This is a genomic window from Alicycliphilus sp. T452 (assembly GCF_054512775.1).
Genome location: NZ_JBTNEH010000004.1, coordinates 247,783 through 259,951 on the forward strand (window position 1 = coordinate 247,783; position 12,169 = coordinate 259,951).

At 70.2% G+C, this 12,169-nt stretch carries 12 protein-coding genes and 1 pseudogene; 4 read left to right on the forward strand and 9 right to left on the reverse strand.

The window, feature by feature from the left end; translation table 11 throughout:
- The first annotated feature begins 64 nt into the window (after nt 1–64).
- Nucleotides 65–502, forward strand: coding sequence for an RNA recognition motif domain-containing protein (locus tag ACX12L_RS05580; RefSeq protein ID WP_459261690.1), 438 nt, complete (start codon nt 65–67; stop codon nt 500–502).
- 87 nt (nt 503–589) lie between these two features.
- On the opposite strand, the gene ACX12L_RS05585 is transcribed toward ACX12L_RS05580, so the two are convergent.
- From ACX12L_RS05585 to ACX12L_RS05600, 4 genes are read right to left on the reverse strand one after another with little or no spacing between them, the layout of a single operon-like run.
- Complete coding sequence (locus ACX12L_RS05585; RefSeq protein ID WP_459261691.1) at nt 590–1,378, reverse strand: SDR family oxidoreductase; 789 nt, start codon at nt 1,376–1,378, stop codon at nt 590–592.
- 10 nt (nt 1,379–1,388) lie between these two features.
- Nucleotides 1,389–2,030 (reverse strand): LPS export ABC transporter periplasmic protein LptC, encoded by a 642-nt coding sequence (gene lptC, locus ACX12L_RS05590; RefSeq protein WP_459261692.1) that lies wholly within the window; start codon nt 2,028–2,030, stop codon nt 1,389–1,391.
- Nucleotides 2,027–2,599: a KdsC family phosphatase gene (locus ACX12L_RS05595; protein WP_459261693.1), complete on the reverse strand. Its 573-nt coding sequence runs from the start codon at nt 2,597–2,599 to the stop codon at nt 2,027–2,029. Before ACX12L_RS05595 ends, lptC begins: the two co-directional genes overlap by 4 nt.
- A complete protein-coding gene (locus tag ACX12L_RS05600) occupies nt 2,599–3,600 on the reverse strand; it encodes a KpsF/GutQ family sugar-phosphate isomerase (RefSeq protein WP_459261694.1) in 1,002 nt (333 codons plus the stop codon). The genes ACX12L_RS05595 and ACX12L_RS05600 overlap by 1 nt, the downstream gene beginning before the upstream one ends.
- Before the next feature lie 48 nt (nt 3,601–3,648).
- Here ACX12L_RS05600 and ACX12L_RS05605 point away from each other — a divergent pair, with 48 nt between their 5' ends.
- Nucleotides 3,649–5,634: a monovalent cation:proton antiporter-2 (CPA2) family protein gene (locus tag ACX12L_RS05605; RefSeq protein WP_459261695.1), complete on the forward strand. Its 1,986-nt coding sequence runs from the start codon at nt 3,649–3,651 to the stop codon at nt 5,632–5,634.
- 43 nt (nt 5,635–5,677) lie between these two features.
- Nucleotides 5,678–6,232, forward strand: coding sequence for an adenine phosphoribosyltransferase (locus ACX12L_RS05610; RefSeq protein WP_094439704.1), 555 nt, complete (start codon nt 5,678–5,680; stop codon nt 6,230–6,232).
- 108 nt (nt 6,233–6,340) lie between these two features.
- On the opposite strand, the gene ACX12L_RS05615 is transcribed toward ACX12L_RS05610, so the two are convergent.
- From ACX12L_RS05615 to ACX12L_RS05630, 4 genes are all read right to left on the reverse strand, one after another.
- Entirely contained in the window at nt 6,341–7,222 is an 882-nt protein-coding gene (locus tag ACX12L_RS05615) for a hypothetical protein (protein ID WP_459261696.1), read from the reverse strand.
- 133 nt (nt 7,223–7,355) lie between these two features.
- Nucleotides 7,356–7,847: a Crp/Fnr family transcriptional regulator gene (locus ACX12L_RS05620; protein WP_459261697.1), complete on the reverse strand. Its 492-nt coding sequence runs from the start codon at nt 7,845–7,847 to the stop codon at nt 7,356–7,358.
- A gap of 82 nt (nt 7,848–7,929) precedes the next feature.
- Nucleotides 7,930–9,327: a tRNA uridine-5-carboxymethylaminomethyl(34) synthesis GTPase MnmE gene (mnmE, locus tag ACX12L_RS05625; RefSeq protein WP_459261698.1), complete on the reverse strand. Its 1,398-nt coding sequence runs from the start codon at nt 9,325–9,327 to the stop codon at nt 7,930–7,932.
- A 77-nt stretch (nt 9,328–9,404) separates the two neighbouring features.
- Nucleotides 9,405–10,292 carry an amino acid ABC transporter substrate-binding protein gene (locus tag ACX12L_RS05630; protein ID WP_459261699.1) on the reverse strand — a complete coding sequence of 296 codons (888 nt, stop codon included), beginning with the start codon at nt 10,290–10,292 and terminating at the stop codon, nt 9,405–9,407.
- 254 nt (nt 10,293–10,546) lie between these two features.
- Between ACX12L_RS05630 and ACX12L_RS05635 the strand changes: the two genes are divergently transcribed.
- Nucleotides 10,547–11,758 (forward strand): D-amino acid dehydrogenase, encoded by a 1,212-nt coding sequence (locus ACX12L_RS05635; protein WP_459261700.1) that lies wholly within the window; start codon nt 10,547–10,549, stop codon nt 11,756–11,758.
- A gap of 294 nt (nt 11,759–12,052) precedes the next feature.
- On the opposite strand, the pseudogene ACX12L_RS05640 reads toward ACX12L_RS05635, so the two are convergent.
- Nucleotides 12,053–12,169, reverse strand: a pseudogene (locus ACX12L_RS05640) (IS5/IS1182 family transposase); the annotation flags it as partial.

Here is a 12,169-nt window from a genome sequence, read left to right on the forward strand (position 1 = left end):
TGATTAACTGGCTGCGGGTTCGGGACTCCGTCGCTCAATTCAATTGTTTTTCAGGAGTCCCTTGATGGGCAACAAGCTGTACGTCGGCAATCTGCCGTACTCGGTGCGCGACCAGGATCTGGAGCAGGCCTTCGGCCAATTCGGAACCGTGACCAGCGCCAAGGTCATGATGGAGCGCGACACTGGCCGCTCCAAAGGCTTCGGCTTCGTCGAAATGGGCAGCGATGCCGACGCCCAGGCCGCCATCAACGGCATGAACGGCCAATCCCTGGGCGGCCGCAGCATCGTCGTGAACGAGGCGCGCCCCATGGAGCCCCGCCCGCCGCGCAGCGGCGGTGGCGGTTTTGGCGGTGGCGGTGGCGGCGGCTACGGCGGCGGCCGCAGCACCGGCGGCGGCCGCGGCGAAGGCGGCTTCCGCAGCCCCTACGGCTCGGGCCCGCGCGGCGGCGGCGGTGGTGGTGGCCGCGGCGGCTACGGCGGCGACCGCAACGGCGGCTACTGACGCCTGGGGGAGGCAGTTCCCCAGCCCTCACTCGATCAAGGCTCCTTCGGGGGCCTTTTGCTTTGCCTGCGCGAAGCAGTCACGCCCTCAACGGCCCTGGCCCTGCCGGTGCTTGCGCGGGCGCCCCTGCAGCAGGCGGTCGAACCATGCATCGGGCAGCAGCCGCAGCAGCTTGGCCACCACGCCCATCTGCCAGGGGATCACGCGGTAGCTCGCGCCGGACCCGATCACCCGGAAGGCCTTGTCGGCGAAAGCCTCGGGGCGCATCAGAAAGGGCATGGCGTAGCGGTTTTCCCGCGTCAGCGGCGTATCCACGTAGCCGGGGCAGATCGTGACCACCCGCACGCCGCTGGAGCGCAGTTCGCCGCGCAGGCTCTCGCAATAGCTGATGACCGCCGCCTTGCTCGCGCAGTAGGCGCCATGCCCGGGCAGGCCGCGTATGCCCGCCACGCTGGCCACGCCCACCAGCCGCCCGCTGCCGCGCCGCGCCATGGCGGCGACGAAGGGGTGGAAGGTGGCCGCCATGCCCAGATTGTTCGTAGCGAAGATGCGGGCCATGGTGTCGATGTCGGCACGCTGGGCGGTGTCCACGCCCACACTGATGCCCGCATTGGCGATGACCACGTCCGGCAGTCCCTGGCGCGCCATGCAGGCCTGGCCTGCGGCAATGATGCTGTCGGGCAGGGAGACGTCCGCGCCATATATTTCATAGCTGTTGGCGCCCATCCCATGGGCCTTGGCCCATGATTTCATGTCTGAATCACGGCGTGCCACCAGCGCCAGTCGCCAACCCGCGCGGTGGTAGCGCTCGGCCAGCGCCTGGCCTATGCCGCTGGAGGCGCCGGTGATGAAGACCAGGGGGCGGTGGTCGCGCATGGCCTGGACCCTATCGCGCCGGCCTGGCGGCGGGACGGGCCGGCGATGCCGGCAGCAGCGTGCCGCGCACGCGCCCGCGCAGGTTCACGATCTGGTCCAGGTTGTCGTAGTCGAGGCCGTCGGCGGTGAAGATGTCCGCACCGCGCTTGAGCGTGACGGGCTGGTTGGTGCGCACGCGCTCCTCGTTCGTCCAGGCATGCAGGAACTCGCTGCGCAATTCCAGCTTCGGCAGCGGCGCGTGCCCGGCGCGCGCCAGGGCCTCGCGCGTGACGATGGCGTTGCCGAAGAGTTGCACCTCGCTGCCGTCGGCATTGCTGAGCGCGCGGTTGGCGCTGGCCGTGGTGACGCGCCCGTCGACGCTCACGGAACGCAGGCGCGCCTGGTCGATCTCCAGCGTGTCGGTGTCGGCGTAGTGGCGCGCCAGCGTGCCCCGTATCTCGCTTTGCAGCCTGCCCGTGGCGTCGAAGTTCCTCACCGCGAAGTCGCGCATGAAGTAGTCGGGCTCGTGGCGCACGGGGCGTTCCTGCGCGGGCTGCGGCGGCTGGGGGGCATTGCGCACCAGCCACCAGGTGCCCAGCGCCAGCAGCCCCATGAGCAGCACCGGCAGGTAGATGGACAGGCGCTCCCACGCCCGGCGCAGGCGCACCATCATGCGGCGTGGGCGGCCAGCAGGCTGGCATAGCGGCCGCTGGCAATGAGCAGCAGGTCGCAGAATTCGCGGGCCGCGCCCGCACCGGCCGCCGCGGCGGTGACGTGGTGTACGACGGCCCGCACCTCGGCATGGGCCTGCGCCGGAGCGCAGGCGAAGGCCGCGCGCCGCAGCACGGCCAGGTCCGGCCAGTCGTCGCCCATGGCGGCGGCCTGCGGCCAGGCCAGGCCCAGCTCGGCCAGGATGGCCTCGGCCGCGGGGCGCTTGTCCTCGGTGCCGAAGCGCGCGTGCACCACGCCCAGGGCCTTCAGGCGCAGGCGCAGCGCGGGCGAGTCGCGCCCGGTGACGACGGCGGGCGTGATGCCCGCCTGCTGCAGCAGCTTGATGCCGTGGCCGTCCAGGGTGTTGAAGCGCTTGAGCGTCTCGCCGTTCTCCGAGAAATACAGGCCGCCGTCGGTCAGCACGCCGTCCACGTCGAAGAAGGCCACGCGCACGTCCTGCGCGCGCAGCAGCAGCGCGGGGTCGAACTGCAATGCGGGCAGCAGCGGGGGCGATTCGGTGCGCGCGTCCATCAGATCACCTTGGCGCGCATCAGGTCGCCGATATGCACCACGCCCACCAGCACGCCCTGGGCGTCCGTGACCAGCACGCTGGTGATGGAGTGGCGCTCCATGGCCTGGGCGGCGTCGGCCGCCAGGGCGTCGGCCGCGATCGTGCGCGGGCGCGCGTGCATGACATCCTGGGCGCGCACGCCGCGCAGGTCCGCGCCGGCCTCGATGCGCCGGCGCAGGTCGCCGTCGGTGAAGATGCCGACCGGGCGGCCCGCCTCGTCCACCACGGCCGATGCGCCCACGCCCTTGGCGCTCATCTCGCGCATCAGCGTGCTGAAGTCAGCCTGCGGCGGCACGCGCGGCACCTGGTCGCCCGCGCGCATGACGTCGCGCACGTGGGTCAGCAGCCGGCGGCCCAGGGCGCCGCCGGGGTGCGAGCGCGCGAAGTCCTCGGGGCGAAAGCCGCGCGCATCCAGCAGGGCCACGGCCAGCGCGTCGCCCATGGCCAGCTGCACGGTGGTGCTGGTGGTGGGTGCCAGGTTGAGCGGGCAGGCCTCGCGCTCCACGCTGCAGTCGAGCACCAGATCGGCATGGCGCGCCAGCGTGGACTGCAGGCCGCCCGTCATGGCGATGAGCGGCACGTCCTGGCGCCTGAGCATGGGCAGCAGCACGGTGATCTCGCTGCTCTCGCCGCTGTTGGAGATGGCCAGCACCAGGTCGCCGCCGGCGACCATGCCCAGGTCGCCATGGCTGGCCTCGGCCGGGTGCACGAAGAAGGACGGCGTGCCGGTGGAGGCCAGCGTGGCGGCGATCTTGCGCCCCACGTGGCCGCTTTTGCCCATGCCCATGACGATCACGCGCCCCGAGGTGGCCAGCACGCGCTGCACGGCCTGCACGAAGACGGCGCCCAGCCGCTCCCCCGTGCCCTGCAGGGCCGCCGCCTCGGTGTCGAAGGTCTCCCGGCCCAGGCGCAGGGCCTGCTCGGCGTTGAAGGACGGAAAGGCGGCAGTGGCGGTGGACATGGACGGATTCTATCGGCCGGCCCTGCGCCGGCTCGGCTAGGATCGGGCATGTCCTCGCTCGCCCTCACGCTGCTGTATCTGCTGGCCGCAGTGCTGGGCGTGGTGGCATGCCGCAGCCTGCGGCTGCCGCCCATGATGGGCTATCTGGCCGCGGGCATCCTCATCGGTCCGCATGCGCTGGCGCTGACGCAGAACTCCGAGGGCGTGCGCCACCTGGGGGAGTTCGGCGTGGTGTTCCTCATGTTCACCATCGGGCTGGAATTCAACCTGCCCAAGCTGCGCGCCATGCGCCGCCACGTATTCGGGCTGGGGCTGCTGCAGGTGCTCGCATCCATGCTGGCGTTCATGGCCTGCCTGCTGCTGCTCGCGCGGCTGGCCGGCGGCGTGTGGGACATGGGCTGGCAGACGGCGCTGGCGCTCTCCGGCACCCTGGCCATGAGCAGCACGGCCATCGTGGTCAAGCTCATGTCCGAGCGCGGCGAGCTGGAGAGCGAGCATGGCCGGCGCGTGCTGGGCATCCTGCTTTTCCAGGATCTGGCCGTGGTGCCCATGCTGGTGCTGGTGCCCGCCCTGGGCTCCTCTCCCGAACGCCTGCTGCTGGCCCTGGGCCTGGCGCTGCTCAAGGCGGCGGTCCTCGTGGGCCTGCTGCTCGTGGGCGGCCAGCGCGTGATGCGCTGGTGGCTCACGCTGGTGGCGCGCAGGAAGAGCGACGAGCTGTTCATGCTCAACCTGCTGCTGGTCACGCTGGGCCTGGCCTGGCTCACCGAACTGGCCGGGCTGTCGCTGGCGCTGGGCGCCTTCATCGCGGGCGTGCTGGTGTCGGAGACGGAGTACCGCCACCAGGTGGGCACCGACATCCGCCCCTTCCACGACGTGCTGCTGGGCCTGTTCTTCATCACCGTGGGGATGATGCTCGACTGGCACATCCTGCTGGAGCGCTGGGCGCTGGTGCTGGCGCTGCTGGCGGCGCCGCTCCTGATCAAGACGGCCATCATCGCCGCGCTGGCGCACGGCCTGGGGGCGACGGCCGGGGTGTCGCTGCGCACGGCGCTCTACGTGGCGCAGGCGGGCGAGTTCGGCTTCGTGCTGCTGTCGCTGATGCAGGAGCATGCCCTGGTGCAGCCCGCGCTCATGAACCCGGTGCTCGCGGCCATGGTGCTGTCGATGCTGGCCACGCCCTTCCTGATCCAGTACAGCAACCGCATCGTCATGAAGCTCGTGGCCAGCGACTGGCTGCAGCAGTCGCTGAATGTGACCACCATCGCGCGGCAGGCCATCAACACCAGCGGCCACGTGCTGATCTGCGGCTACGGGCGCTGCGGCCAGAACCTCGCGCGCATGCTGGAGAGCGAGGGCATTCCCTACATGGCGCTGGACCTCGACCCCGACCGCGTGCGCCAGGCCGCCGCAGCGGGCAACTCGGTGGTCTTCGGCGACGCCACGCGGCTGCAGGCGCTCAAGGCCGCGGGCCTGGCGCGCGCCGCCACCGTGGCCGTGACCTACCTGGACACGCCTGCCGCCCTCAAGGTGCTGGCCCACGCGCGCGCGCATGCGCCCCATGTGCCCGTGGTGGTGCGCACGCAGGACGATTCGCACCTGGACAGGCTGCAGGCCGCCGGAGCCACCGAGGTCGTGCCCGAGGCCATCGAGGGCTCGCTGATGCTGGCCAGCCACGCACTGGCCCTGGTGGGCGTACCCATGCGGCGCGTGCTACGCCTGGTGCAGGACCAGCGCGAGGCCCGCTACGGCCTGCTGCGCGGCTATTTCCATGGGGCCGACGACGACACGCCCACCGAAAGGGACCAGGAGCGCCTGTACTCCATCACCCTGCCCCCGGGCGCCGCGGCCGTTGGCGCGCAGTTGGCGCACATCCCCCTGCACGCCATCGGCGCGCACCTGATCAACGTGCGCCGGGCCGCCGGCCGCATGTCCGCGCCCGACGACGCCACGCCGCTGGCCGAGGGAGACACCCTGGTCCTGTCCGGCCACCCCACGGCCCTGAGCCTGGCGGAAGAGAAACTGCTGCGCGGCTGATTACACTGTCCGCACGGCCCAGCTCCTCACGCCCCCACCGCCCATGCACAGCCTCAGCGTCACCGACTACCTGCGCCAGCACATCCGCACCGTGCCCGACTGGCCGGCCCCCGGCGTGCAGTTCCGCGACATCACCCCCCTGCTGCAGGACCCCAAGGTCTTCCGCGTCATGATCGACGCGTTCGTGCACCGCTACATGGACCGCGCCATGCGCCCCGACGTGGTGGCGGGGCTGGACGCGCGCGGCTTCATCCTCGGGGCCGTGGTCGCCTATGAGCTCAACGTCGGCTTCGTGCCGATCCGCAAGAAGGGCAAGCTGCCCTTCACCACGGTCGAGGAAACCTACGAACTCGAATACGGCAGCGCCACCGTGGAGCTGCATGCCGACGCCGTGAAGCCCGGCGACCGCGTGCTGCTGATCGACGATCTGATCGCCACCGGCGGCACGATGATGGCGGGCAAGAAGCTGCTGGAAAAGCTGGGCGCCACCGTGATGGAGGGCGCCGCCATCGTCGACCTGCCTGAACTCGGCGGCTCGGCGCGCCTGCGGGCCAGCGGGCTGCCGCTCTACACCCTGGTGGATTTCAGCGGCTGCTGACCCATACGGGTTTGCAATCAGTCAGAGAACAAGGCACGAAGCCGCAGACAGTACACGCAGTACGGCAAGGCAAAGCAACGCAGTTGTCTTATTGATTGCGAAGCCGTATCAGCGCAGATCGCCGTACTGCGTGGAGCTCAGGTCGGACGAGGGCGCGTCCTGGGCGGGCATCACGGTGTCCTCGAACCCCGTGGAACCGGGACTCTTGGGCAACAGGGGGCCGCTGCGCATAGCCACGCCCGGCTCCGCCGCGGGCGCCGGCGTGCGCGCGGCGGCAGCATGCACCAGCGCCTGCTTGAAGGCCGCGACCTCGTCCGCCTCGATGGGTTCGAACCCTGCGGCGGCACGCGGCGGCGCGGGCGCGATCGGCGGCACCAGGGGGGCCGGGCGCGAGACCGGCGGCGCACCATGCTGGCGCGCCGCGGCCGGCCGGGGGGGCGAGAGGGTGGGCGAGGCCTGCGCCGCGGGCGCGGTGAACTCCGGCACCCTGGCCTGGGATCGTGCCGCGGAAGCGGCCGGGCCCACGGACATGCCCACCATGATCTGGTCGTTGATGCGCCAATAGACGGCCGGCACGACGATGCCGAAGCGCGACTTGGCGGCCTGGGTGATCAATGCCTCGATCTCGCCCAGGCGAACCATCTCGCTGCTGTATTCCTGCGCCAGATCCATCATCACCAGGAACTGGGCGCCGCGCTGGTCCAGCGAAAGCACCTTGAACTTGTAACCCGCCGACAGCACCCCGGCACGCACCATGGCGTCGCGCACCGTCGTGTACAGCAGCTCGCGCCGCTCCGCGCGCTCGTTCTTGCGCGCCGCGGCCGGATCCTGGGGCGCGGGAGGTTGCGGCTCCAGCAAGGGCTTGCCATTACGGCCCGGCACTGCGGACGCCGGTCCATTCGCGGCCAGCGGGGCAGGCGCCGTGTGCGCTTGGCGCTGGCGCGGTGCCTGGGGCTTGGATTTGCGGGTGAACCAGCTGAACAAGGACATACCATGCCTTCGCAAAGAAGCGCTAAAAAATGTCAGCAAGTGTACAGCGCAGCACATGGTTTGGCATGCCGCAGGCGGGCCCGGACGCCGCCATGGGGCGCCTGCCCCTTCCGCCGCCCGGCAGCAGCGGTCCTCAGGTTGCGGCCACGCGACGACGGCGGTTGGCCAGGCGCTTGGCGAGTACCGCGCCGACGGACATGCTCAACTGCAGCGCCACGACCGGCTGCCGGTTGGCGAGCTCGGAAAAGCGCAGCGCCGTCAGGCTCCACAGTCTGCTCGGGGTGCTGGCCTGCACCGTCGCACTGCGCGGACGGTGCGAGAAAAACGCGCCCTCGCCCACCACCGAACCGGGCCCCACGATGGCCAGGCGCAGCCGCTGGTTCTCATTCTCCGCATGCACGCTCAGGTTGCCGTTCTCCACCAGGTACAGGGTGCGGTCGTTCGTCCCCTGCGCAAACAGCACCTGGCCGGCCGGCAGGCTCACGGGCTGCAGGTAGGACGACAGCAGGCTCCATTGTTCGCGGGTCAGCACATTGTTCATGCCGTCGTCCGCGGTGGTCTGGCTGATGGCCTCGATCAGCCCCGTCAGATCGACCTTGGGGAAGGAAGTGGCGATGGTGTTCATCGGGCGCGAACGGTAGCGTGCGCACCGCATCCATACAAGCAGCCATTACCATTGTTTACATCTGCATCACCATATCGCTACCTCATTTTCCGATGCAGAAGCTGGAAAAGATGACACCCAGCAAGTCGTCGGAGGTGAATTCGCCCGTGATGGCGTTGAGGGCGTTCTGCGCCAGGCGCAGTTCCTCGGCCAGCAGGTCCAGCGCCGGCCTCGTGCTTTCGAGCTGCGCGGCGGCCTCCATGAGGTGGGCGTCCACGGCGCGCAGGGCCTCGATGTGGCGTGCGCGGGCGATGTACACGCCCTCGGCCGCCGACTGCCAGCCCGCTACCCGCAGCAGTTCCCGCCGCAGGGCGTCGAGCCCCTGGCCGGTGCGCGCCGACAGCTGCACCGCCGCCCGGCCCGCCGTGGCGGCCGGTGCCGGGCGGGCGGCGGCGTCGGTCTTGTTCCAGACGTCGATGACCGGCACGCTTTCAGGCAGTTTTTGGGCCAAAGTGCTTTCTATGAGCGCGTCGGAAGCCATGTATTCAGGAGCATCCAGGCGCGTGAGGTCATGCAGGAACAGCACGGCATCGGCCTGGGCGATCTCGTCCCAGGCGCGCGCGATGCCGATGCGCTCGACCTCGTCGTCGCTCTCGCGCAGGCCGGCCGTGTCGATGATGTGCAGCGGCACGCCCTCGATCTGTATGGTCTGCTGAACCTTGTCGCGCGTGGTGCCCGCGATGGGGGTGACGATGGCCAGCTCCGCCCCGGCGAGCGCATTGAGCAGCGAGCTCTTGCCCGCGTTGGGCTGGCCCGCTATCACCACCTTGATGCCTTCGCGCAGCAGCGCGCCCTGGCTGGCGCGCTGCATCACGGCGGCCAGCGTCTGCTGCAGGTTCGATAGCTGCCCGCGCGCGTCTGCCTTGCGCAGGAAGTCGATTTCCTCCTCCGGGAAGTCGAGCGTGGCCTCGACCAGCATGCGCAGGTGCACGAGCGCGTCGCGCAGGCCGTGGATCTCCTGCGAGAACGCGCCCGACAACGACCGGCCCGCGCTGCGCGCCGCGGCCTCGGTGCTGGCGTCTATCAGGTCGGCGATGGCCTCGGCCTGGGCCAGGTCGATCTTGTCGTTGAGGAAGGCGCGCTCGGTGAACTCGCCCGGCTCGGCCAGGCGCAGGCGCGGCAGCAGGCCCTGCGCCGCCTCCAGGCAGCGCGCCAGCAGCAGCTGCAGCACCACGGGACCGCCGTGGGCCTGCAGCTCCAGCACGTCCTCGCCCGTGTAGCTGTGCGGCGCGGGGAAGAACAGCGCCAGGCCCTGGTCGATGGGCCGGCCCGCGGCATCGGGAAAAGGCAGGTAATGCGCCTGGCGGGGCTGCAGCGATCGCCCGAGCAGGCCCTGCACGAAGGGCGCGAGATCCCGGCCCGACACGCGCACGATGCCCACGGCCCCGCGCCCGGGGGCGGTGGCGATGGCGGCGATGGGGTCCTGGTGGCGGGCGAGCATGGGCGGGGCTTTCAGCGGGGCAAGGATGCAAGCGCCGCATTATTGACGCTGGCGCACCCCGCGCCGCCCGCCTGGGCTTACATGGCGGGCTTGTCGCTTTGCGCCGTGAGGTTGTCCTTGAGCTCCTGGCTCAGGGGCAGGCCGATCACCTGGCCCTTGGGCGGGATCGGCGCCATGAACCACTTGGCGTAGAGCTTCTCGAACTCGCCCGACTTCATCATGCCGCCGACCACGCCGTTGACCAGCTTCTGGAACTGCGGATCGTCCTTGCGCATCATGCAGGCGTAGGGCTCGACCTGCAGCGCATCGCCCACCACGTCCCAGTCGGCGGGGTTGCGCGCGTTGTTCTTCAGGCCGAACAGCAGGATGTCGTCCATGGCGAACGCCTCGGCGCGGCCGGCGTCCACGAGCAGCATGGAGTCGTCATGGTCCTTGCCGAGCACGATGTCGAAGTCCAGATTGTTGTCCTTGCTGTACTTGCGTATCACCTGGGCGTTGGTCGTGCCCGTGGTGCTGGACACCTTCTTCCTCGCCAGGTCGGCCCAGTTCTTGATGCCGGAATTCTTCTTCACGAGCAGGCGCGTGCCGGTATAGAAGTAGTTGATGGCGAACTGCACGTCCTTGCCGCGCACCGCGTTGTTGGTGGTCGATCCGCACTCGATGTCGATGGTGCCGTTCTGCAGCAGCGGGATGCGGTTCTGCGAGGTCACGGCCTGCATGTCCACCTTCAGGCCCGGCTTGTTCAGCTGCTTCTTCACGGCATCGACGATGGCGTTGGTGATCTCCACCGAGAACCCCACCGGGCCGCCCGAGCCCGCGAGGTAGCTGAACGGCACCGAGGATTCGCGGTAGGCCACGGTGATCTTGCCCGTGTCGGCGACCTTCTTGAGGGTGTCGGCCTGGGCGGCGGTGCCGGCCAGGGCGCAGGCGGCCAGCGCTGCGGCCAGGATGGTGCTGTGCTTCATGGTGTCTCCTTTGCTTTATCGAAGTCGTGGTTGCGGTTGCCACGCAAGTCACAGCGGTACTGTAGAAAGCCCGCGCCCGCTTGAACAATGCCTTTCGCGGCAAGGGGTATGCGCAAAAGTTATGCGCCGCCGCTGCGGGCCTTGCGCCACGGCCCGCGTATAACTTTCCGTCATGCCCCGCGCCTGCATTGGCATTGTTCAATGGCCGGCACGCGCCCTACATTGGGGCGATCCGCAATCTGCCGAGTTTTTCAATGCATGTATGTGTCATGGGCGCGGGCATCGTGGGCCTGGCGACGGCCTACGAGCTCCAGCGCCAGGGAATGCAGGTCACCGTGGTCGACCAGGCCCGGCCCGGCGCTGGCGCCAGCGGGGGCAATGGCGCCCAGCTGAGCTACAGCTACGTGCAGCCCCTGGCCGACCCCGGCATCTGGGCACAGCTGCCCAAGCTGCTGCTGTCGCCCGATTCGCCGCTCAAGCTGCGCCCGCGGTGGGACCCGCACCAGTGGCGCTGGGGGCTGGATTTCCTGCGCGCCTGCAACCGCCGCACCTCCGGGCACGGCACGGCCACGCTGCTGGCCCTGGCCGCGCGCAGCCGCCAGGGCTTCGAGCGCATGCTGGCCGCCGAGCGGCTGGAGTGCGACTTCTCGCGCACAGGCAAGCTGGTGCTGTATGCGACCCAGGCCTCGCTGGACGACGCGCGGCGCCAGCTGGAGCTGCAGCGCGCCTGGGGCTGCGAGCAGGAGGCCGTCACGCCCGCGCGCTGCGCGGAGATAGAGCCGGCGCTCGCGCACTACGCGGCGCGGATCGCGGGCGCCATCCACACGCCCGGCGAATGCACGGCCGACTGCCTGCAGGTCTGCCAGGGGCTGCATGCCCTGCTGCAGGCGCGCGGCGCGCGCTTCGTACTCGGCACGAGGATCACGGCGTTCACCCGGTCCGCGGGGCGCATCGCCGCGGCGCGGACCGATGCGGGCGCCATCGAGGCCGACGCCTTCGTGCTCGCCCTGGGCAGCGGCAGCCACGCGCTGGCGCGCACCCTGGGGTTTGCGCTGCCGGTCTATCCGCTCAAGGGCTACAGCATCACCTTCGATGCCGCCGCCGGGCCCGGCGCGGCGCCCCGCGTGAGCGTGACCGATGCCGCCCGCAAGGTGGTGTTCGCGCGCCTGGGCCGGCGCATGCGCGTGGCCGGCATGGCCGAGCTCGTGGGCTACGGCATGGACATACCGCAGGCGCGCATCGACAGCCTGTGCGCCGCCACGCGCGCCCTGTTCCCCCACAGCGGCATGGGGCGCGACCTGCAGCCCTGGGCCGGCCTGCGCCCGGCCACGCCCACCGGCCTGCCCGTGGTGGGGCGCCACGCGCGCGCGCCCGCCAACCTGCTGCTCAACACCGGGCACGGCGCGCTGGGCTTCACGCTGGCCTTCGGCACGGCCGCGGCCGTGGCCGAGACGCTGGCCGGCTGAGCGTCAGTCTTCTAGGGCCTGTCAACACTATGGAAGGGGTCGCGAAGCTCATGACAGCCCGCCCATCAAGGCGCGCGACGCAGTGCGTGCGTGCGCACGCATAAGGAGCGCAACGCCGAGGGGCGGGCTGTCATGAGCTTCCCTTCGGGTTGCCTCGCAAAGGGGCCGTCTGCGGCGTTGCCCACGCTTGCAAGGCATTAGCCTTGCGGCGCGCGGGCGCCTTGCATCCAGCCCCTTTGCGAGGCAACGCGATCCCCTTCCATAGTGTTGACAGGCCCTAGGGCGAATCGACATTCAATCTGTCAGCCAAGCCAGACTTGCAGCGAGGCAGAGGAAGGCCATGAAGTGGGCGGCCTTGCGGTCGTAGCGCGTGGCGATGCGTCGGAACTGCTTGAGCCGTCCGAAGCATCG

Bases quoted from the DNA above. Each gene is read 5' to 3' on its own strand.
- ACX12L_RS05580 (WP_459261690.1), top strand. From the start codon at position 65: ATGGGCAACAAGCTGTACGTCGGCAATCTGCCGTACTCGGTGCGCGAC.
- ACX12L_RS05585 (WP_459261691.1), bottom strand. From the start codon at position 1,378: ATGCGCGACCACCGCCCCCTGGTCTTCATCACCGGCGCCTCCAGCGGC.
- lptC (WP_459261692.1), bottom strand. From the start codon at position 2,030: ATGATGGTGCGCCTGCGCCGGGCGTGGGAGCGCCTGTCCATCTACCTG.
- ACX12L_RS05595 (WP_459261693.1), bottom strand. From the start codon at position 2,599: ATGGACGCGCGCACCGAATCGCCCCCGCTGCTGCCCGCATTGCAGTTC.
- ACX12L_RS05600 (WP_459261694.1), bottom strand. From the start codon at position 3,600: ATGTCCACCGCCACTGCCGCCTTTCCGTCCTTCAACGCCGAGCAGGCC.
- ACX12L_RS05605 (WP_459261695.1), top strand. From the start codon at position 3,649: ATGTCCTCGCTCGCCCTCACGCTGCTGTATCTGCTGGCCGCAGTGCTG.
- ACX12L_RS05610 (WP_094439704.1), top strand. From the start codon at position 5,678: ATGCACAGCCTCAGCGTCACCGACTACCTGCGCCAGCACATCCGCACC.
- ACX12L_RS05615 (WP_459261696.1), bottom strand. From the start codon at position 7,222: ATGTCCTTGTTCAGCTGGTTCACCCGCAAATCCAAGCCCCAGGCACCG.
- ACX12L_RS05620 (WP_459261697.1), bottom strand. From the start codon at position 7,847: ATGAACACCATCGCCACTTCCTTCCCCAAGGTCGATCTGACGGGGCTG.
- mnmE (WP_459261698.1), bottom strand. From the start codon at position 9,327: ATGCTCGCCCGCCACCAGGACCCCATCGCCGCCATCGCCACCGCCCCC.
- ACX12L_RS05630 (WP_459261699.1), bottom strand. From the start codon at position 10,292: ATGAAGCACAGCACCATCCTGGCCGCAGCGCTGGCCGCCTGCGCCCTG.
- ACX12L_RS05635 (WP_459261700.1), top strand. From the start codon at position 10,547: ATGCATGTATGTGTCATGGGCGCGGGCATCGTGGGCCTGGCGACGGCC.